The organism is Pseudoxanthomonas sp. P4_B2, from assembly GCF_056402315.1.
The window spans coordinates 81,542-102,613 of record NZ_JBFUHQ010000004.1 but is presented as its reverse complement, the minus strand read 5'-3'; the positions used below and the strand labels follow the sequence as shown (position 1 = coordinate 102,613).

Sequence of the window (21,072 nt, the reverse complement as noted above, 5' to 3'; positions counted from 1 at the left end):
TTAAGTCGACTACGAATCTATCCCCGGCGAATCAATGAGCCCATGCGACTGCGGCGCTGCTAGCGACCTTCCACACTATCGACGCAGTGGATGGCTCGTGTCGTTGCGACGCAAAGTGATAGCGCTAACATATCGCGGAGCCAGAGATAACATGGCCGTTCTGAAGTGTCACCGTGCAGTGCAGCACGAAAATTTAACCTTCGCCGTTTCGGTCGTACGCGGTGATTTGTGAAAGCGTTTTCAGGCGCATGGCCACTGCGATTCTCGACAGCGCTGACGTCGACCAATGATTACTTGCAACCGTAACGGTTTCGGCTCACGACGCTAGGCGGTCGCCAAACTGCGCTTTGCGAGGAGCTTCAGCCCGAGGCGATCAGTTTTTTGTAAAGCGCGATCGGAAAATGCGCCCAGATCGCGCACCACACGCCTAGGCGTGTCAGCGCGTTTCGTCGCGGCGATTCGAACTTGCGGAAGTAGCGCCACAAACCGCGATGTTTGTGCCACTCGACGAATGCCGGACGCGAGCGGCTGGAGACGCCGCGCACGTGCACCACACGGATATCGTTGGCCACCGCCACGACTGCGCCGGCCGCGCGCGCGCGTCGACAGAGATCGAGATCTTCGGCATGCAGGCGATAACCCTCATCGAAACCGCCGAGCAGATCGAACAAGGCGCGCGGCATCAGCATCAACGCTCCCGATACGGCATCCACTGGTTGCAGGCTTACCGCTCCGTCGCATGGCAACCCGAGTTTTGCCGCTTGTCCGGGCGAGGACAGCATCGCCCCGAAATCAGGATCGCGCCGTCGCGCCGCTTCGTCGTGGACTCCCGCTTCGTCCACTAGGTCCACGCCGAGCAGCGAATCGCCGCTTACCGCTTCGGCGTGTGTGCGCAGGCGCAACAGCGTGTCCGGTTCGACCAGCAGATCGGGATTGACGAAGGCCAGCCACGGCGCGGTCGATTCCTTCGCGCCTTGATTGCAGCCGACCGCGAACCCAGGATTGTCGGGATTGCCGACAAAGCGCACGCGCGCGTCCTTCGTCGCATGGCGCTGGATGATGTCCAGCGTGCCGTCGAGCGAGGCATTGTCGATCACCCGGATTTCCACCACGTCTCGCGCGGCGCGCAAGCGCAGCAGACAGTCTTCCAGCGTGCTCGCGCTTTCGTGGCTGACCACGATGGCCGCGATGCCGTCGCGGTCAGGAGAAGAGTTCACGTTGCGGCTCCGGCGATCCGGTTTCTGCGTACAGCGCGGCCAATCTTTCGCGTGGTTCGCGCAACGGATCCTGCATCAGGAAGTTCGCCAGCCGTGCGTGCCAGGCCGGCCAGCGCGCGTTGAGCGCCTCCATGTCGCCATCGGCGGGCAAGCCTTCGCCGCCACGTGCGACGAAGGCGGTTTCGCACAATGCATTTCGCCAGCCGAGGCCGGACATGCGCAACGACAGGTCGATCAACGCCGCGTACCAAGAGGCGTAGCTGCTCATGTCGAGACCGCCCGCGCGCTGACGCGCGCTTCCGCGCAGCGCGACCGCGTGATTGACCGCAGAAGGCAGCTCAGGATGCAGCGGCGGCATGGCCGCGCAGGCGGCGGCGGTGCGTTCGAGATCGCGCGGTGCCTCGGCGATCTCGCCCAGGCGCGGCCACGATGCGGCTTCGCCCGCGTTGCACCAGGGAGTGGCGCTGGCGATGGAGGCGTCGCGGGAAAAACAGGCCGACAGTTGCTGCAGCCAACCGGGTAACGGTTGCGCATCGGGCGCTAGCACCACTACGTCGGCGCCGGCGCAGACGTTGAGCATTTCGTCCAGATGCGCGACTTCGCCGATCATGCTCTGACGGCGCGTGTAATCGGCTTGCAATGGCGTGCGTTTCAACCATCTTTCGATAATGGCGGTGCCGCGAGGGCCCGCCTGCGCGTCATCGGCCAGCCAGATGCACGTTCCTTTTGGCGTGCCGGCATCCAGTGCGCCGAGGCAAGCGTCAAGGGCATCATCGTCAACGCCGACTGGCAACAAAATAATCAATCTTATAAGGCTCTCTACAACATTTGGAGGTGCCGCCATCAGAACAGGTGGCGGCACCCATGCACTCACTCAAACCTTAGATTGTCTATCCATGCAGGCGTTGGCTCGATAGTCATCTGTCCGAACTGGTTATTCGCTCCACTTGTCGCCCCCCTTACCGTGAGCTTGATGTTTTTGCCGCCATACTGACTCACACCTACGGAGCGAGACACAAATACCGGGCAACTGGAGTTAACAACACAGCGACTCGTTTTCCCGGTCTCTGAGTAAATTGTGATTTCAGAGCCTGTGCTCGCATCAAAAGCAATTATGGAAACCGTCATGTCGTTAAAAGACCATGGCACTGTATAAGTAAGCTCTGCACCAATTCTAATGTCGAACTTTAGATTCTTGTTCGGTGGAACAAAGACTGTTTGCTCAATCTTGCGACAAACATACCAACTACCTGCTCCGTAAGGCATGGAGTCATTCAATCTAGCAATCCGCCCTGATGCAGGCGAAGATCCAGAATTGGGAGTATCGCTTGAAGTGCTTGGACTAAAGCTTGCATAGGTAGCCGTGGAGCAATCCGGGCCAAAAAGTGCTCCCGCAAACACAGCTTTATTCCAGCTCCATGATGCAGGCCCGCTAGCAAAGTCACCGTTCGCAACCTGCGCAAAAGATGTCAGAGGTGCAACGAGAATCGCGAGAAAAAAAATAGAGCGCCTAACAATGTTCATGTTCGATCATCCTTATTCGAAATGTGTAAAAGTAATTTTAGAGAGACTCCAGGAAGGTTAGTCCATAACACTTCTCCTATTTCTTATTCAGCGGCTCCAAGGCACGAAACTTCTGTCCGTATTCGTCGGTGAGGTCGCGTGCTTCCTGCGGGTTGCGCACGATAGTGGGCGTCAGCAGGATAATCACTTCGCTGCGGCCAGTATTCTGTGTTTTCCGGCCAAACAACGAACCAATGAGGGGAATGCGGCTAAGCCCTGGTACGCCGGAAGAGCCATGCGATGTCGAATCGCTGATCAATCCCGCCAACATTACCGTATCACCGGCCTGTACGGCGGCTTCGGTCTTGAGGCGACGCGTGTTGATGCGGACGTTGCCGTTATCGTCGGGAATGTCGCCCGGCGTGCTCACTTCCTGCACGATATCCAGGAAGACCATGCCGTCCTTTGTGACGCGCGGCCGCACCTTCAAGATGATGCCGGTATCCAGGTATTGCACCTGGCTATAGGTACTGTCGCCGCCGACGCCGGGGTTGACCGTAACCGAGGAAATCGGAATCCGGCTGCCTACATTGAGCGTGGCTTCGGCATTGTTGCGGACGAAGACAGAAGGCGTCTGCAACAACCGCAAATCGGTGATTTCGTCGAGTGCGGTGATGATCGCCGCCGCGTTCTTGCCCAAGAAGGTCCAACCCAGGCCGGCGCTGCCGGTGATGCTGCCGGAAATGTCGCCCCAGATGCCCCGACCCAAAGCACTTGGCAAACCCGCGCCGCCGGGCGCAGCCGCATTGACCGCATTCTCGAAATACCAGTTAACGCCGTAACTGAGGTCGCCAGTCAGGTTGACCTCTGCTATCTGCGCTTCGATATGCACCTGCATGGGCATCACATCGAGCTTCTCTATTACGTCGCGGATCGATTTCCAGGCCGAGCTGCTGGAACGAACCAATAGCGTATTGGTTTCCTCGACGGCGGAAACGCCGACGCGGTCGCCTTCGACCTCCAGGGTGACGCTGCCATTGCCGCCGCTGCGCTGGTTGAGCGACAGCGAGCCGCTTCCCAGACCGCCACCCGATGAGGAGGAAGAGGCATCGCCAGTGGAATTGTTGCCTCCAAAATCGACACTGCCGCCATTGTCACCATCCTTGATGGAGACCGGGTCGGTGCCAGGCATCAGCGAGGCCGGCGAGTTGCCGCCGGTTTCCTGACCATTGCCGCTGCGGCCGGCGCCGAAGACTTCGGCCAGGCGATCGGCCAGATCCTTGGCTTTGATGTATTTCAGCTCATACGAGAACAGACGCGAGCTTTCTCCGGCACCATCGATGCGTTCCAGCCAGTCCTGGATTTGATCCAGATAAGAGGCCTGCGGAGTGATGACCAGCACCGCGTTGGCGCCTTCCAGCGGCATGAAGCGGAACATGCCGGCGCTGGGCGTCTTGCTGCTTTCGCCGAACACCTTCTCAAGATCGGCTACCACCTTGCTGGCGCGCCCGGATTCGAGCGGGAACACGCCCACTGACATGCCCGATAGCCAGTCGACGTCGAAGATCTCGACCGTGCGTAGATAGTTTTCAAGTTCGCTACGCGTGCCCGACAGGGTGATGACGTTGCGGGTGGAATCGATGCCGACGATGGCGTTGGGACGCGCGTAGGGCTCCAGCACCTTCTTCATTTCGCCTGCGGAAATGAAACGCAGTGGCACGACGCGCACTTCGAAACCGCGCGCGTTGGAAGCAGGGCCGGTGCGCGGCGCGAGCGTTCCGGCCAAAGCCTGATCGGCCGGCATGATGTTGTAGCGGCCGTCGCTGTAGACCATGCGCGCGTTGTTCTGCGCCAGCACCTGCTCCAGCAAGGTCATCGCCTGCGCGGGGGAAACCGGCTTGGGCGTGCCGAGGGTGACGGTGCCCTGTACGCCGGGCGCGATCACGTAGTTCTGGCCCAGCATGTCGCCCAGGATGGCCTTGACCACCGCGTGCACGGACTCCCCTTCGAAATTGAAGCTGGCCCCGCCGCCGCTCATCCCCGCCAACGAAGGCGGCGGCGCGGACGCGGCGCTGCGGTTGATCATCTGGCCATTGCCGCGGCGGATTACGGCCTGCGGGCCGGTCTCGGGTTCTTCGACCGAGTTCAAGGGCGAGGTCTGCGCCTCTCCTACGCCAGCGGCGCGGTTGAGATCGGCCTGACGCCGCACCTCGGGGGTGGGCACGCTGGCGCATGCAGCCAACAGGCCGGTCAAAAGGGATACCAGGATCAAACGTGACTTCATGCCGGCACTCTACTTGGTCTTGTTCGGGGGAGGCGGGGCTTGGCCCTGCTGGCGCAGTTGCGCGCGCCGCGCTTCGATGCGCTTGCGGATCGCTTCCATCTGTTGTTCGGTGGTCATTGGGGCTTCGGCCTGGGGCGCGTTCTCACCGCCCGGCTGGGGTGCCGGACTGGCGTTGCCCGCAGGCGGCACCGGCATGGGCCGCGTGGGTGTGGCCATGATCGGCGAGCCAGGCGGAGGCGCGGCGGTACCCGGCCCCGGAGGTTGAATCGGTGCGCCCGATCCGGGCGAAGCGGGCGTCGCGCTGGGAGGTTGACCGCTTAGTCCGTCGAATACCCGCAGTTCCAACGTGCGCGGTCCCTCCGGTCCTTCGATCACCACGCTGCGCGGATGAATCTCGGACACACGCCAGCCTTGCGCGCTTTCAGGCGCGTCTCCGATCTTCAGCCGCACCCCTTCTCCGCCGCCTGTTGGTTGCAGGATCGCCATCTGCAGCTGCGGCGTAATCAGCACGCTGGTCAGGACGAAATCGAAGGTCTGCGGCTGTTCGCCGCCTTCCTGACCTGAGATGAAAAAAGCTTGCGGCTTGCGGTTCTGGGAAAGCAAAGGACGCGCGGCGATTTCGGAATATTGCGCCAACGGTCCGAGACGTTCCGGCACCTGCTGCGGAAGCTTCGGCAACGCGCTGAGCAGGCTTGGATCATCCGGCAGCGGACGGATCTGTCCGCCCAGACCGAACAGGGCCAGCACCCACACCAACAATGCCCAGCCGGCCAGCGCGGCCAGCAACCAGCTGCGCGGTCCGAAAGAGTCAATTCGCATCGATTGCTCCCGGCAGGGCGGGCGCAGGCGCATTGGCTGGTGGTGCTGGTGGTGCTGGTGGTGGTGCTGGTGGCGACGGCGACGGCGACGGCGACGGCGACGGCGACGGCGATACAGGCAATACGGACGCGCCGGGCGGACGCAAGTAACCGTACAGATCGAAACTGACATCCAACCCAGCGCTGGACTGCCCCGGCATGAACGAATAGCCCATGCTCAGCACATTCAGATTTTCCACGAACAGGCGCGGCGTCCCGCTTTCCAGGGCATACAGGACGGAGGCCAGCTCCGGCGTGCCGCAACTCAGACGTACCTGCACCACCACCGCCGCGAAGCGCTCGCTACCGGGTTGCGCGAGCGGAGAACGATTGGTGATCGCGCAGCTGCGATTGCCGGGGCTGGCTTCCAGCACCACTGTCTCCAAGCGTTTCACCAATCCTGCGGTGGCCAGTTCCGACGTGGCTTCGGGCAGAAAGCCCGGTCGTTGCGATTGCTGGGCCATCGCGGCGGCCAACCCCTTTTTTATCTCGGGTGCCTGCTGCAGTTGGGTGCGCACGCGTAGTTCGCGCTCGCGCGCGCCATCGATGCGGTCCTGGACTTCCAGCATCGGCGCCGTCCACAGCGGATGCACCAGCAGCAGATAGGCAAGCACAAGCGCCGCTAGCAGCAATCCCAGCGCCAGCCAGCGGTCGCGATCAGGTCTGCGGCTGTGATCAGGGCTGGCGAGCGCCATTGGCGGCTCCCGTGCTGGCAGCCGGCTTCGGTGCGGTGGCAAGGTCGGCAGTCAGGCTGAAACGGTCGAGCCGGGTCCGCGGATCCGGCTGCAGGGCGCCGCTGAGGGCGGGTGCGCGCCACAACCGCGATCCTTCCATTCGCCCGACCAACGCCGAGGCCTCAGGGCTCAGGCCGATCAGAAGCAGGCGGTCGCCTTCTATTCCGACTTTCTCCAGATAGGTATTGTCCGGCAGCCGGCGGCTGAGTTCGTCCAGGATCTCCACGGTGGTGGGACGCGCCGCACGGGCGCGGTCCAGGAAGGCGGCGCCTTCCACGATATCGACCAGCTGCTGGCGCTCGGCGGCCACGGCCCGGGCCTGGGTGGCACGGGCTTCGACCTGCTTGGTGAAGGCTTCCGCGGCATCCCGCCGGTTATCCAGAACCTGCCAGAACGCAGTGGCTATCCCGAGCAGCGCGATCGCTCCCAGCGCCCAGTTCCAGGTCCGCATCGCATCGCGGCTGCCGCGGCGTATTTCCGTCGGAAGCAGGTTGACGCCCAACGGCCGGCCGCTTGCGTCGCTGGCGTCCACGCCCGCCAGCGATCCTGCCAAGCCACCCAGTTCCGCCAGCGCCACGTCGAAGCGCGCGCGCGGAACGGCGATCAGTTCGGTATCCAGTTGACCGTCGGCGCGGCGTTCCAGCACGCGCGCATCGAAACGCACGCCGTCGGCGGTAAAGGGAGTCTGGCGGTCGACCTCGAAGCCGACCACGTCGCGCAGGCGCTCGGCCGCCGCGGCGGGCAACAACAGGCGGCGCTGCAGGGCGCTGGCCGCCGGCAGCAGCAGCCAGCGCGGTAGTTTGCCGGTGCGGTTGCCGAGCACGGCATCCAGTTCGGCCGTTGTCAGCGGCAACGGCAGCCAGGCGATCTCATGCAGGCCTTCGGCGTCCTGGACCTGCAAGCGCAACTGGTCACCGACCTGGGAAAACAGCAGGCGATTGCTGGCCAGTCCGAATAACACGCGCCAGCGCAAAGGCAGCCACGACAGCAGCGCCTGCTTCCACCAGCGGAAAAAGCCGCCCGCTCCGGCTCCGTAACGACGGATGCCCTGCATCAGCGACGGATTTTCCTGCGTGGTCGTCATTGGGGTGCCGTTCCTTCCTGCCAGCGCAACGCGGTATACACCGAACCCGGTACCGAGCCGCTACCCGCACGCACCACTGTCCGTAATACCGCAACCCGGCCATCGTCCAGCCGTGCGCGGCTGTCGATACTATACGTGCCGCTGCCTCCGCCCACGAGCTGCGCTGCGCCAGTACCGGGCGTGGGAGCCTTGCGTTGCGCCAGATAGGCAGTCGGATCCAACCCCATCGCCGCCAGCACTGGCGCCTGCGCGTAAGTGGGATCGGGTTCGCCGCGACCGCTGAAGAGAGTCAAAGAAGGCTCCAGCCGGGCATACAGTTCGGGAGTCATGCCCAAGACCTGCTCGACCTCGGCCACGGTTTCGAAGGGCGCATCCTTCGCCCCATAAGGCCGCCCCGCCGCCGCATAGTCCGGATCTTCCGCGCCACCGTTGACCTGGGTAAGCGGATCGGGATCGCGCCAGTCGAGAATGGCGGCAGCGATACGCTCGGCCTGTTCACGTTCCGCTCCCACGGCCTGCATCAGCGCAGTGAGCAAGGGCGCCCCGGCCTGGTTAAGATCCACCTTGCCGGTTTCATCGACGATCTGAAGTTCGACCTCGCCGCCCGCATAGCTCCATCGATAGCTACGCCCGTCCGGCAACCAGCGGGTGGTAGGTTCGGTGTCGGCCAGCCGCACCAACGAATACTCCACTCCCGCCCGCGCCAGCTCCTGGGCTCTGGCGCCGCCGCTCAATATCTTTCCCTGCAGGGCCTCCACCCGGGCGGTCAGGGCAAACGCGCCGATCAAGGCCGTAAGCAGGGCGATCAGCCACAACACCAGTAACAAGGCGGCTCCGCGTTCGCGTTTCATGGGGGCGGCTCCAGGCCCTCGCCGAGTCCATTGTCCAGGCCGCTGCCCTGGGCGAGCGAGACGATCAGGCCAGGCCAGCGCTGGCCATCGGCTGACTCGATATCGATCGACACCTGCAGCGGCAGGGATTCGGCGGCAGTCCAGCGGTCCTGCCATTCGCCCAGTTTGCTTTCCTGGTCCAGTCCGCGATAACGGAAGCGCACGGCGCGCAGATCATCGGCCAGGATTTCCGGTGGCCGCGGCTGCGCCTCGCGCACCGCCTGTCCGGATTGGACCATGGCGAATGAAGCCAGCAGCCGGCTGCCCCCGTCGGCCGCGACCAGATCGTGCAAATAGGGTCCACCACGACCCAGATAGTCCGGCAGATCGGCCACGAAACGCATGCGCTGCGCTTCGCCGACGAAGCGATATTGCCTCTGCGTGTTGGGATCGACGGCGAAAGCGATGGCCTGCGCCGAAGATATGCGTCGGCGCAAGAAACCCTCGACCGCGCGGATGCGTTCGTTGCGCTGGGCGATGGTTTCGCCACGCTGCACCATGGCCGTGGCCGAACGCAAAGTGGCGAAGGCCAGCGCCAGTCCCGCAGCGAGCAGCACCGTCGCCAGCAGCACTTCGATCAAGGTGAAGCCGCGGACATTGCGGTTCATGGCACGAGCGCCGAAGCATTGATGTCCGCAGGCGCCAGGCGCAGGGTCTGCCATCGCAGCCGCTGGCCCGGGGTATCGCCCCATTCCACTTCCAGCTGCACCTGCAGCAAACGCGGCGCTGAAGAGACGGCCTGCGGAGAACGCCGCTTCACAGGATCGATATAAGGCTCCATTTCCAGCGTCCAGCGATAGCGTCCTTCCTCGAAAACGCCTTGCTTCCGGCCTGGTTGCAGGATTCCACCGACGCCCAACTGGGCCAGTAGCGATTGCGCATGCAAGGTCGCGCGCCCGCTGTCGTCGGCCGTGCGTATCTGCCGCGCTGCGCCGGACAGCGAACCGAGCAGCAAAGTCAGCGCAAGCGCCAGCAGAGCGAAGGCGATGATCACTTCGATCAGGGTGAACCCGCGCTGGCGACGGGAACGCATGGATTTCATGGCGGCGATTTCATGGAGGGGACCCGGCACCAGGCGCGCGCGCCAGCCTTACTTCGCCGGTCAGCCAGGCCACATCGATGCGCCACACCGCTTTCTTGGCGCTTAGCTGCACCCGGCCGCCGGTGGAGGCGCCGTCGGGAAAGAACAGAATGCCGCCTTCGCCCGCGCGCGCCTGGGCTTCGCGCGCTCCGGTGAATTCCACGCCCAGCGATGGCGGAATATTTCCCTGCCTCTGGTTCGGCCCTTGCCACTGGTGTCGGACCGGATCGATCACGAAACGCTGCGACTGGCCGGTGGCGATGGCCTGCGCACGCGCGTAGCGCAATTGCGCGGCGATTTCCTTGGAACTCGAACGCAAGCGCATGCCGTCCAGGCCGCCGGTCAGCACCATAGCCGCCAGCATGCCGGCAATGGCGATCAACGCCACCACCAGCAGCATCTCCAGCAAGGAAACGCCCCGCGATCTGCGCAGGCTGCCGGCCGGGGGTTGGCGCAGGCAGGTGCGCTTGATGCGGGCCCGCTCCATATAGGCGTTTTATTCGAACTTGATGTCGGCGTTGTAGCTGTCGCCACCGACTTGGCCGTCCTTGCCCAGGCTGATCAGATCGAACGGCTGCGCCTCACCCGGCGCGCGGTATTCGATGGCATGGCCCCAGGGATCCTTGAGCTCGGCCGCCTTGGCGTACGGACCCAGCCAGCCGTTCGCGTTGCCAGGCTGGGTGACCAGATCTTCCAGGCGCGAAGGCAGACTGCCGGTATCCAGCTGATAGTTCTCCACCTTGCCGGCCAGGGTCTGGATCTGCGACTTGGCCAGGTTGGCCTTGCCGCGATCGGCGCCGCCCAGCACACGGCTGCCGACTAGGGTGAGCACCGCGCCGATCAGCACGATGACGATGATGATTTCCAACAGGCTCATGCCGCTCTGCGCGGCCGGCGAGGGAGAACGGGTGATCGAGCGTGAAACTCGCATTACAAAATCCTTGTAATCATGAAGCGGGTAGTGTGGGCGTGAATCTCTGAACGGGTCGTTTCCTGAATCGCTTGCCGTCCCTTCAGCCGATCGAATTGGTCAGATCGTACAACGGCACCAGCACGGCGATGATGACCATGCCGACCACCGCAGCCAATACCAACGTGATCACCGGCACCAGTGCGGCCAGCATGCGATCCATAGCCTGCGCGGTTTCCAGCTCGAAAGTGTCGGCGGTCTTCAACAACATGCCATCCAGCGCGCCGGACTCCTCGCCCACCTGGATCATCTGCAGCGCCAGCCGCGGGAAGCGCTTGCCTTTGGCCAGCGAGGCGGAGAGGCCGTGGCCATTCTTCACGTCTTCGGCGGCTTGCTCGACATCGGCGGACAAGGCTCGGTTGCCGAGCACGTTGCGGGAGATGCCGAGCGCAGCGAGCAGCGGCACTCCGTTCTTCAGCAAGGTACCCAGGGTGCGCGCCAGGCGCGCGGTTTCCATCTTCGCCACCAACGGACCGACCAGTTTCTTCTGCAGCAGCCAGGCATCGAAACGATCGCGGAACACCGGATCGCGACGCTTGCGGTCGAACCACCACAGCAAGGCCGCCGGTACCGCGACCAACACGAACCACCAGTCGCGTACGAACAGGCCGATGGCCAATACGCCGCGCGTGAACCACGGCAGGGTCACGTCCAGGCTTTCGTACATCAGCGCGAACTGCGGCACCACGTAACCCATCAGGAACAGCAATGCGAAACCCACCACCACTACCAGGATCGCCGGATAGATCATCGCGTTGACCACGCGGCCGCGCATGGCCCGGCTGCGCTCCAGATAGTCGGCCAGACGCTGCAGGGTTTCGTGCATGCTGCCGCCGGCTTCGCCCGCGCGCACCATGTTGATGTACAGACGCGAGAATGTGCCGTGCTGCCGTTCCAGCGCCGTGGACAAGGGCGCGCCACCGCGCACCGCATCGCGGATGTCGGCGATGGTGCGTCGCGCTTTGTCGTCTTCCGGTAACTCCAACAAGATGGTCAGCGAACGATCCAGCGGCTGCCCTGCGCCCAGCAGCGTCGCCAGTTGCTGGGTGAACTGCACTAGCCGGTCGCCGGCGAACGGTTTGGCCTGCAACAGCGAACGCAACGAGGTGCCGCTGCCCTCGGAGGCGAGCTTGGCCTCGACCGGCAAATGCCCCTGTTCCTGCAGGCGTGCCACCACCTCGCCGTCGTTGGCGGCTTCCATCTGGCCGTCGAGGACTTCGCCGCGGGTGTTGAGGGCTTTGTAGCGATAGAGGGGCATAAGTGGTCGGCTACGATTACTCGCAGATCATTTTTCCTTTAGGCAGGACACGCGGATTGCCGAGCGCGAACTCGCGCACCGGGTATTCCCACATCTCGAAACCGGATATGCCGGGAGTAACCGCGCAGGTACTGGCGTACTCGAACGTCGTGCCGTCGCGCGAAATGTAGAGATCGAATTTCAAGGCAACGTCCAAACCGGTGCGCAGGTTCAGCATGGTCTGCCCTTCGCCCCGGCTGCGCTCGGCGAAGACATTGGCCGAAGCAGCGTCGGCCAGAGCAACCGAAGCGATCACGCCGTCAAGAATATCGACCTTCAACGCCAGCGCCGGGTCGCCGCTGCCGATGGCGAAGCCCTGCCCCAGGTCCTCCCGCGATAGCTTCTTCTTCGCGCGGTCGGAAGCCGCTCCCTCAGAGACGAAGAAACCCATCAACAGCAGCACAGTCATCGCCGTCGCCGACCAAGAGGATGGGTTCATGGCGGACGAGCGATGTCGAAGCACGTCATGCATCCTCGGTAACCCGCAACACTTCCTCTATCGTCGTCTCGCCGCTCAACGCCTTGACGATGCCGTCCTCGTACATGGTGCGCATGCCCGCATCGCGCGCGAGCTGCTCCAGTTCGCCCATTCCCGCATGACGCATGACCGCACGCCGCAGCTCATCGTTCATGACCAGGAATTCCATGATGGTGGTGCGGCCAAGGTAACCGGTCGGTGCGATGGCGGAAGCGCGCGGTCGATAGAGGAATATGTCGCCCTGCGGCTGATAACGGCGCAGGGCGAATTTTTCGATTTCCTCGGGCGATGCCAAGTATTTCTCCGCATGCGCCGGCTCCAGGCGTCGCACCAGCCGCTGGGCCAAGATGCCGTTGATGGTGGAAGTCAGCAGGTAGTCCTCCACGCCCATGTCCAGCATGCGGGTGATGCCGCCGGCTGCGTTATTGGTATGCAGCGTGGACAGCACCAAGTGGCCGGTGAGCGCCGACTGGATGGCGATGCGCGCGGTTTCCAGATCGCGCATTTCGCCGATCATGATGATGTCCGGATCCTGGCGCACGATGCTGCGCAGCGCATGCGCGAAATCCAGCCCGATCTGCGGCTTGGCCTGGATCTGGTTGATGCCCTCGATCTGGTATTCGACCGGATCTTCGACGGTGATGATCTTCACGTCGGCGGTGTTGAGTTTGCTCAGCGCGGTATACAGCGTGGTGGTCTTGCCCGAACCCGTGGGACCGGTGACCAACAAGATGCCATGCGGTTGTTCCAGCACTTTCTGGAACTGCGGCAGGAAGTGGTCGGTGAAGCCGAGCTTATGGAAATCGAACACCACTGTTTCGCGGTCCAGCAAACGCATCACCACCGATTCGCCATGCGCGGTGGGCACGGTGCTCACGCGCAGATCCAGCTCCTTGCCCTGCACGCGCAGCATGATGCGGCCGTCCTGCGGCAGGCGGCGCTCGGCGATGTTGAGCTTGGCCATGATCTTGACGCGGCTGATCACCGCCGCGGTCAGGTTGGCCGGCGGGCTTTCGCCCTCCTCCAGCACGCCGTCGACGCGATAACGTACTTTTAGACGATTCTCGAAAGGCTCGATGTGGATGTCGGAAGCGCGCAGTTCGACCGCGCGCTGGATGACCAGATTCACCAACCGTATCACCGGCGCCTCGGAGGCCAGATCGCGCAGGTGCTCCACGTCGTCGAGATTGCCGGTGCTCTCGCCGTCGGCATCTTCCACTATCGTTCCCATCGCACTGCGGCCCTGCCCGTGCCAGCGCTCGATCAGATCGTCGATTTCCGAACGCAGGCCGACCCACGGCCGCACCGGGTATCCGGTCGCCAATTGCACCGCTTCCAGCGCGTAGGATTCGTACGGGTCTGCCATCCACAGGTCTAACCGGCCCTGGTTCTCGCCCAGCGGGCAGACATGGAACTGGCGTAGGAAGCGTGGCGACAGCGGCTGCATGTCGGCCGAGAATTCGGGCGGCAGTTCAGGCACCTGCTTCAGGTTGAGCAGCGGTAGGTCCAGCACTTCGGCGCAGGTTTCGGCGTGGTCGCGCTCGGACACCAGTCCCAGCCGGGTCAGCAACGACAGCAGACTGCTACCGGTTTCTTCCTGCAGGCGCCGCGCCCGCACCAAGTCCGGGTCTTTCAACCGGCCTTTCTCCAGCAAAGCCGCGACGATCCGTTCGTCCGCGCTGCCGGGAGCCGGATCCAAGGGCTGCATGTCGGGGGAACCCACCACTGCGTTCACGCGGTACTCCATAAGGAACCGGGCCCCACTCTAGCAGCCCTTAGCGGTTCCGAATGACCCATGGCTGGCGCTCAAGCCACCCACACCCGCGCATTGCGGAACATCCGCAGCCACGGCGAATCGTCTTTCCATTCTTGCGGATGCCAACTGAGGTTAACGCTGCGCAAGGTCCGCTCCGGATGCGGCATCAGGATGGTGGAACGACCGTCGTCGCTGGTCAGGCCGGTGATGCCTTCAGGCGAGCCGTTGGGGTTGAGCGGGTATTGCGCAGCCACATGACCCTCGCCGTCGATATAGCGCAACGCCACCCTGGCCGCGCTCTGATCGGCGGCGCTATCGAACTCGGCGCGGCCTTCGCCATGCGCGACCGCCACCGGGATGCGCGAACCGGCCATGCCCTGCAGGAACAGCGACGGCGATTCCATCACTTCCAATAGGGAAGAACGCGCCTCGAACTGTTCGCTGCGGTTGCGCAGGAAGCGCGGCCAATGCGTGGCCCCGGGAATGATGTCCTTCAGCTGGCTCAGCATCTGGCAGCCGTTGCAGACACCGAGCGAGAATGTATCGTCGCGCTCGAAGAACGCCGCGAACGCGTCGCGCAATGCGCTGCGCTCCAGGACCGAGGTGGCCCAGCCGCGCCCCGCGCCCAGCACGTCGCCATAGCTGAAGCCGCCACAGGCGGCGAAGCCCTTGAATTCCTCCAGCTTCACGCGGCCGCCGATCAGGTCGCTCATGTGCACATCGAAAGCGTCGAAGCCGGCCCGGTCGAAGGCGGCTGCCATTTCGATCTGACCGTTGACGCCTTGCTCGCGCAGAATCGCGACCTTCGGCCGGACGCCCTTTGCGATGTAGGGCGCTGCGACATCTTCAGCCGGATCGAAACCCAGTTTAGGACGCAAACCGGGCGCCGAGAAATCGCGTGCTAGCTGGCGCTCTTCGTCGGCCGTCTCCGGGTTGTCGCGCAACTTCTGCATGGCGTGGGTAACCGACCACCATGCGTCGAACAATTCGTCCCAGCGCCACTGCGACAGCACTTCGCCCTCTTGCTCGATGCGGATCACCGGCGCAGTGGTCGGCCTGGCGATGCGTTGCGCGCATTCGGTCAAGGCATGGCGTTCGACCAGGTCCGCGAAGGCGGCGCGGTCTTCGGCCGACACCTGCACGACGGCGCCCAACTCTTCTGCGAACAGGGTGCGGAACGGATCGTCGCCCCATCCGTCCAATTGGATGTCGAGACCGCAATGCGCGGCGAACGCCATTTCGCACAACGCGGCGAATGCGCCGCCGTCGCTGCGGTCGTGGTAGGCCAGCAATACGCCGGCTTCGCGCGCGTCGCGGATCAGTTCGAAGAAGTCCCGCAGCCGTTGCGGATCGTCGAGGTCGGGCACGCTGTCGTCCGCATCGCTGCCGCCGAACGCCGGCAACGCGCCCGCGCCCGCCTCGGGATGGCACTGCGCCAGCACCGAACCGCCAAGGCGCTGCTTGCCCGCACCCAGGCCGATCAGCCACAGGTCGCTGTCTTCTTCGCGGGCGAGCAACGGCGTGAGCTGCTCGCGCGCGTCGGTGACCGGGGCGAAAGCGGTGATGATGAGCGAGACCGGCGAAACCGATTTCTGCGCCGTGTCGTCCACCTGCCACTGCGCCTGCATCGACAGAGAATCCTTGCCGACCGGGATGCTCAGGTCGATTTCGGGACACAACTGCATGCCCACCGCTTTCACCGCGTCGAACAGCAAGGCGTCTTCGCCGGCATGGTTGGCCGCGGCCATCCAGTTGGCGGAGAGTTTGATTCGCTCGAGAGATTCCACCGGCGCCGCGCACAGATTGGTGATCGCTTCGCCGACGGCCATGCGCGCCGATGCGGCGGCGTTGAGCAGCGCCAGCGGCGTGCGTTCGCCGATGGCCATGGCTTCGCCGACGTAACCATCGAAACCCGACAAGGTGATGGCGCAGTCCGCCAACGGCAACTGCCACGGACCGATCATCTGGTCGCGCGCGGTCAAGCCGCCGACGCTGCGATCGCCGATGGTGATCAGGAACTGCTTGGAAGCCACCGACGGATGCGCAAGCACGCGCAGACCGGCGTCATGCAGATCCAGACCCGCCGTTTCCATCGCCGGCCAGCGCGGCGCGGGCGGGTGCGCGGTGTTCCGGTGCATCTTCGGCGCCTTGCCGAACAACACGTCCATGGGAAGGTCTATCGGCAATTCCCGCGGAAGCGATCCAACCGTCGCGCCATAGCCCACGACTAGACGTTCCTCTGCCGTCGCCGTGCCGACCGCCGCGAACGGACAACGCTCGCGTTCGCACAAGGCCGCGAATTCGGCCAAACGCTCCTGGGCCACGCCCAGCACGTAACGCTCCTGCGATTCGTTGCTCCAGAGCTGCATCGGCGACAGCGAGGGATCGTCGCTCGGTACCTTGTCCAGGTCGATCACGCCGCCCACGCCCGAGTCATGCAGCAATTCGGGAATCGCGTTGGACAGGCCGCCAGCGCCGACATCGTGGAACCAGCGGATCGGATTGTTTGCACCCATCGCCACGCAACGGTCGATCACTTCCTGACAGCGGCGCTCCATTTCCGGGTTGTCGCGCTGCACGCTGGCGAAATCGAGGTCTTCGGCGGTATCGCCCGATGCTACCGAGCTGGCGGCGCCGCCGCCCAGGCCGATCAGCATGGCCGGGCCGCCCAGCACGATCACCGCGTCGCCCGGCTGCAGGCGGATCTTCTCGACCTGCACGCGATCGATGGCGCCCAGACCACCGGCGAGCATGATCGGCTTGTCATAGCCACGGGTCAGCGTGGCGGATTCCGGCAGTTCGAAACTGCGGAAGTAGCCGACCAGGTTCGGGCGTCCGAATTCGTTGTTGAAGGCGGCCGCGCCTAGCGGGCCGTCCAGCATGATTTCCAGCGCCGGCGCCATTCGCGGATTCAGCGAGCGCGGCCCGCTGTCGCCGAAGTTTTCCCACTTTTGCGGCAGGGTCGGAATGCGCAGGTGCGAGACGCTGAAACCGCTTAGCCCCGCCTTGGGCTTGCCGCCACGGCCCGTTGCTCCTTCATCACGAATTTCGCCGCCGGCGCCGGTGCTGGCGCCGGGAAAGGGCGCGATGGCGGTCGGATGGTTATGGGTTTCCACCTTGATACAGAACGCCGAATCCAGCTTCGCTTCGCTGCGGTAGTGGCCGATGGCATCGGGGCGGAAACGCGAGGACGCATAACCTTCCACCACCGCCGCGTTGTCGCTGTAGGCGGAAAGCGTGTGCTGAGGCGTGTGCGCATGAGTGTGCTTGATCATGCGGAACAGGGATTGCGGCTGGTCCTTGCCTTCGATGGTCCAGGTCGCGTTGAAGATCTTGTGGCGGCAGTGCTCGGAATTGGCCTGCGCGAACATCATCAGCTCGACATCGGAAGGATCGCGGCCCAGTTCGCCGTAGCGCAGACGCAGGTAGTCGATCTCGTCCTCGGCCAGGGCCAGGCCCAGGCGCTTGTTGGCCGCTTCCAGCGCACCCAGCGGGATGCGTTCCAGGGCGCCGCGCGGCAGCGCGGTGAATAGCGCGGCGGCCTGTTCGCGCGCCGACAGCAGAGACTGGGTCATCGGATCGTGCAGCAGCTTCGCCAGTGCGGCGGAGTCTTCCCAACCCTGCAGATCGATGCGGGTGCCGCGCTCCACGCGCTTGACCGGAAGGCCAGCGCCGCGCAGCAGTTCGGTAGCTTTGCTGGCCCAGGGCGACAAGGTGCCCAGGCGCGGCACGATGAACCGGGACCGGGTGTCTTCGGCGGCGGCGACAGGATCGGACGACGCCTGCAGAATGCGGCCCAGTGTGTCGATGTCCACCTCGGCGCCCGCTTCGGGTTCGACGAAATAGACGTGCCACGCGCCGCGTACCAGCACGGACGGCGAGACGGACTGCAATCGGGATTCAAGCCGCGCGCGGCGGAACTGCGACAGGGCCGACTGGCCCTCGAGGACGATCATGTCCGGCAAACCGTAAGGAACGGGGCTCTCTATTGTAGCGAAGCCGGCGCAAGGCCGGCTTCGTCGTGTCGCATTTCCCCGTCCGGCTTACAACATGCCGGCCGGTTTGTTCGCCTGGGCATCACCGGCCAGCTTGTCCAGGGCTTCGCGCATCTGGTCTGGCGGCAGGTAACCGCCCAACTGAGTCCCGTCCGGGGCGAATATGGCCGGCGTGCCGGAAATGCCGAGGCGCTGTCCCACGTTGTATTCCATGTCCACCGGCGTGCTTTTGCAGGTCCGCGCGGGGACGGGCTTGCCGCCCTTGGCGTCGGTCAGGGCCTGCTTGCGGTCGGTCGCGCACCAGACCGAGATCATGTCGCGGTGGTCCTGGCTGCCCAGGCCCATGCGCGGAAAGGCTAAGTATTCGATGGCGATGCCCCGCTTGTTGTATTCGGCGATCTCGCTGTGCAGCTTGCGGCAGTAGCCGCACTCGATATCGGTGAACACGCTGAGCGTGTATTTCGGGTTGGGCGGCGCGAATACGATGCGCTCGCTGGTCTTGATGCTCTTGAGCAAGTCCTGGCGGTATTTGGACAGCGCCGGGCTCGATTGAGTCAGTTCTTTTTTCGCGCCGATATCCAGCACGCTCCCCTGCACCAGGTACTTGCCGTCATCGCTGACCAACACCACCTGCCCGCCGACGATGGCTTCACGGAAACCGGGCAATGCCGCGGCGCCGATGTAGTCGATCTGGATCTTCGGATTCAGGGTCATCAGCGCCTGGCGCGCGCGTTCGTCCCGAGTATTTCCTTTGGCCGCCACGGCTGCCGCAGGCGAAGCCGGCGCCGCCGCCTGTCCGGGCTGCGGGGCCTGGGCGCAAGCGCAAAGGCTGGCCGGACCCAGCAACACGGCGATGCAGAACAGCAGATGCTTCATGAAGCGGTCCTTTGAAGGGTGCGGGGTGCGCGGCAGGTGATTCGACCGCTGTTGTGATTCATAGGTTCAGGCGATTTTCGCATATCCCACGGGCGGCTGTTTTTTCACTTCGGTGCGGCGGCATCAGTGCAACGATGTCCCCCAGGCACAACGATCCGGGCGTCGGATACACCTGCCCGGCCATCCCTGGCCGGGCGTTCGCCAGGGCTGCGCGGCAGTGCCGCGCCATATCGCCAATTGCAACGATGCCGTCCTTGGCGCAAGGATTCGGGCTTCGGATACACCTGCCCGGCCATCCCTGGCCGGGCGTTCGCCAGGGCTGTGCGGCAGTGCCGCGCCATATCGCCAATTGCAACGATGCCGTCCTTGGCGCAAGGATTCGGGCTTCGGATACACCTGCCCGGCCATCCCTGGCCGGGCGTTCGCCAGGGCTGCGCGGCAGTGCCGCGCAAAGCGTGCCCTGGCTCACCCACGCGGATGGTGTTTCGTATGCAGCTGTTGCAGGTGCTCGCGCGCCACCAGCGTGTAGATCTGGGTGGTGGAAAGCGAACTATGGCCCAGCAGCATTTGCAGCGCGCGCAGATCCGCCCCGTGGTTGAGCAGGTGCGTGGCGAAGCTGTGGCGAAGCCCATGCGGACTGACTTTGCCGGGATCGATGCCGGCCACTGCGGCATAGCGTTTCACCAGTCCCCAGAATTGCTGGCGGCTGGGCGGCTCACCGTCGCCGCCAATGAACAGCGCCGTACGGCTGGCCTTGCCCGCCAGTTTCGGCCTGGCCTCGGCCAAGTACTTCTCCAGCCAGTGCTGCGACTCTTCGCCCAGCGGGACGAGCCGCTCCTTGCTGCCCTTGCCGGTCACCCGCACCACACCCTGGCGCAGGTTCACGGCATTGGCGGGCAGGTTCACCAATTCGCTGACGCGCAGGCCGGCGGCATACATCAGTTCGAACATGGCGCGGTCGCGCAATCCCAGCGGCGTGTCGGTCTGCGGTGCGGCCAACAGGGCGTCGATCTGGCTTTCGGCCAGGGCTTTGGGCAGCGACCGCGGCAGCTTCGGCGGATCGAGCAAGGCGGTAGGATCGTCGCTGCGCAGGCCGCGACGCAGCAGCCAGGCGTAGAAGGCGCGCAACGACGACAACAGGCGTGCATTGCTGCGTGGGGAATAGTCCTGCGCGGTACGCGCGGCGAAATAATCGAACAACCCCGCGCGATCGGCCTGCACCAGCCCACCCTGCCGTCCCTTGCGCCAGCGTGCCAAGCCCTCCAGATCGCGCCGGTAACTGTCCAAAGTAGGCTGGGCTAATCCGTTCTCCGCCCAGATCGCGTCGAGGAAGGCGGTGATTTCCGCAGCATCGGAGTCGGGCACGGGCGGCAAAGCCATGGCCTGGATGCGGCGGTCGGCAGGAGTAGTCGAAGTCATCTACCAAGCATAGAGTGCGCGCTCGATCGGCGCCTCCCGCTATCCTGTGCACATGAACGATCCACGCGCCGCCACGCCGAAACCCCGCGCCCATATCGGCTGGCGCCTGCTCGCATTGCTCTACGATTTCTGGCCCGTGCTGGCGCTGTGGATGCTGATCGCCATTCCTTTCGTGCTGGGCTACACGTTCGTTGGTGGCCACGATCCGCACCAGAACATCGCTCCCTTCTCGTTGCTTTGGTGGGCGCTGTGGTTGACCTGCGTCGTCGCGACCGGCCTCTACGCTGTGATCAGCTGGCGCCGCGGCGGCCAGACCCTGGGCATGCGTCCGTGGCGCCTCAAGGTGGTCGCGCAAGATGGCCAGGCGCCGCGCTGGAGCGCCCTGTGGCTGCGCTATGCGGTCGCCGTGGTGTCGGTGCTGATGGGCGGGCTAGGGTTTTGGTGGGCCTGGATTGATCGAGGGAGGCTCACTTGGCACGACCGCGCAAGTCGTACACGCATGGTCCGCGTGCCGAAAAAATAGAGCCCGATTCGGCAGGTCATGGGCGCGCTGCGGCGCGTTCGACTCCGCTGTTACTTGAAGTCCATCGTGGCGCGGCACGACCGCGCAAGCGATACACGCATGGTCCGC

General features: G+C 64.2%; 19 protein-coding genes. 1 reads left to right on the top strand and 18 read right to left on the bottom strand.

Translation table 11 applies throughout. The features are described 5' to 3' along the window. Positions 1-359: 359 nt before the first annotated feature. The 18 genes from AC1DTQ_RS11660 to xerD all read right to left on the bottom strand — a co-directional run bounded on the left by AC1DTQ_RS11660 (position 360) and on the right by xerD (position 20,441). Entirely contained in the window at positions 360-1,217 is an 858-nt protein-coding gene (locus AC1DTQ_RS11660; RefSeq protein ID WP_477849801.1) for a glycosyltransferase family 2 protein, read from the bottom strand. Then, a complete protein-coding gene (locus tag AC1DTQ_RS11655) occupies positions 1,201-2,061 on the bottom strand; it encodes a glycosyltransferase (RefSeq protein ID WP_477849800.1) in 861 nt (286 codons plus the stop codon). Before AC1DTQ_RS11655 ends, AC1DTQ_RS11660 begins: the two co-directional genes overlap by 17 nt. A gap of 26 nt (positions 2,062-2,087) precedes the next feature. Continuing rightward, entirely contained in the window at positions 2,088-2,741 is a 654-nt protein-coding gene (locus AC1DTQ_RS11650; RefSeq protein ID WP_477849798.1) for a hypothetical protein, read from the bottom strand. A 76-nt stretch (positions 2,742-2,817) separates the two neighbouring features. Further along, positions 2,818-5,004 carry a type II secretion system secretin GspD gene (gspD, locus tag AC1DTQ_RS11645; protein WP_477849796.1) on the bottom strand — a complete coding sequence of 729 codons (2,187 nt, stop codon included), beginning with the start codon at positions 5,002-5,004 and terminating at the stop codon, positions 2,818-2,820. A gap of 9 nt (positions 5,005-5,013) precedes the next feature. Continuing rightward, on the bottom strand, positions 5,014-5,823 hold the full coding sequence (locus tag AC1DTQ_RS11640; RefSeq protein ID WP_477849794.1) for a type II secretion system protein XpsN: 810 nt from the start codon (positions 5,821-5,823) through the stop codon (positions 5,014-5,016). Further along, positions 5,813-6,556 (bottom strand): type II secretion system protein GspM, encoded by a 744-nt coding sequence (gene gspM / locus AC1DTQ_RS11635; RefSeq protein WP_477849792.1) that lies wholly within the window; start codon positions 6,554-6,556, stop codon positions 5,813-5,815. The genes AC1DTQ_RS11640 and gspM overlap by 11 nt, the downstream gene beginning before the upstream one ends. Next, positions 6,537-7,679 (bottom strand): PilN domain-containing protein, encoded by a 1,143-nt coding sequence (locus AC1DTQ_RS11630; RefSeq protein WP_477849791.1) that lies wholly within the window; start codon positions 7,677-7,679, stop codon positions 6,537-6,539. Before AC1DTQ_RS11630 ends, gspM begins: the two co-directional genes overlap by 20 nt. After that, positions 7,676-8,530, bottom strand: coding sequence for a type II secretion system minor pseudopilin (locus AC1DTQ_RS11625; RefSeq protein ID WP_477849790.1), 855 nt, complete (start codon positions 8,528-8,530; stop codon positions 7,676-7,678). The genes AC1DTQ_RS11630 and AC1DTQ_RS11625 overlap by 4 nt, the downstream gene beginning before the upstream one ends. Next, entirely contained in the window at positions 8,527-9,177 is a 651-nt protein-coding gene (locus AC1DTQ_RS11620) for a prepilin-type N-terminal cleavage/methylation domain-containing protein (RefSeq protein ID WP_477849789.1), read from the bottom strand. The genes AC1DTQ_RS11625 and AC1DTQ_RS11620 overlap by 4 nt, the downstream gene beginning before the upstream one ends. Then, positions 9,174-9,602, bottom strand: coding sequence for a type II secretion system protein XpsI (gene xpsI, locus AC1DTQ_RS11615; protein ID WP_477850071.1), 429 nt, complete (start codon positions 9,600-9,602; stop codon positions 9,174-9,176). The genes AC1DTQ_RS11620 and xpsI overlap by 4 nt, the downstream gene beginning before the upstream one ends. A 19-nt stretch (positions 9,603-9,621) precedes the next feature. Then, the gene (gene xpsH, locus AC1DTQ_RS11610) at positions 9,622-10,137 is read right to left on the bottom strand and encodes a type II secretion system protein XpsH (protein WP_477849787.1); all 516 of its coding nucleotides are present in this window, start codon (positions 10,135-10,137) and stop codon (positions 9,622-9,624) included. 9 nt (positions 10,138-10,146) lie between these two features. Next, positions 10,147-10,581 (bottom strand): type II secretion system major pseudopilin GspG, encoded by a 435-nt coding sequence (gspG, locus tag AC1DTQ_RS11605; RefSeq protein ID WP_477849785.1) that lies wholly within the window; start codon positions 10,579-10,581, stop codon positions 10,147-10,149. Between the two features lie 82 nt (positions 10,582-10,663). Beyond that, positions 10,664-11,878 carry a type II secretion system protein XpsF gene (gene xpsF, locus AC1DTQ_RS11600; RefSeq protein WP_477849784.1) on the bottom strand — a complete coding sequence of 405 codons (1,215 nt, stop codon included), beginning with the start codon at positions 11,876-11,878 and terminating at the stop codon, positions 10,664-10,666. A gap of 16 nt (positions 11,879-11,894) precedes the next feature. Then, positions 11,895-12,356 carry a hypothetical protein gene (locus AC1DTQ_RS11595; RefSeq protein ID WP_477849783.1) on the bottom strand — a complete coding sequence of 154 codons (462 nt, stop codon included), beginning with the start codon at positions 12,354-12,356 and terminating at the stop codon, positions 11,895-11,897. A gap of 25 nt (positions 12,357-12,381) precedes the next feature. Then, entirely contained in the window at positions 12,382-14,103 is a 1,722-nt protein-coding gene (gene gspE, locus AC1DTQ_RS11590; RefSeq protein WP_477850070.1) for a type II secretion system ATPase GspE, read from the bottom strand. 98 nt (positions 14,104-14,201) lie between these two features. Further along, positions 14,202-18,107 carry a phosphoribosylformylglycinamidine synthase gene (gene purL / locus AC1DTQ_RS11585; RefSeq protein ID WP_477849782.1) on the bottom strand — a complete coding sequence of 1,302 codons (3,906 nt, stop codon included), beginning with the start codon at positions 18,105-18,107 and terminating at the stop codon, positions 14,202-14,204. Between the two features lie 87 nt (positions 18,108-18,194). Next, entirely contained in the window at positions 18,195-19,022 is an 828-nt protein-coding gene (locus AC1DTQ_RS11580; protein ID WP_477849781.1) for a thioredoxin fold domain-containing protein, read from the bottom strand. A 465-nt stretch (positions 19,023-19,487) separates the two neighbouring features. Then, positions 19,488-20,441 (bottom strand): site-specific tyrosine recombinase XerD, encoded by a 954-nt coding sequence (xerD, locus tag AC1DTQ_RS11575; protein ID WP_477849780.1) that lies wholly within the window; start codon positions 20,439-20,441, stop codon positions 19,488-19,490. A 52-nt stretch (positions 20,442-20,493) separates the two neighbouring features. Between xerD and AC1DTQ_RS11570 the strand changes: the two genes are divergently transcribed. Continuing rightward, positions 20,494-20,964 carry an RDD family protein gene (locus tag AC1DTQ_RS11570; protein ID WP_477849779.1) on the top strand — a complete coding sequence of 157 codons (471 nt, stop codon included), beginning with the start codon at positions 20,494-20,496 and terminating at the stop codon, positions 20,962-20,964. Positions 20,965-21,072: the final 108 nt, after the last annotated feature.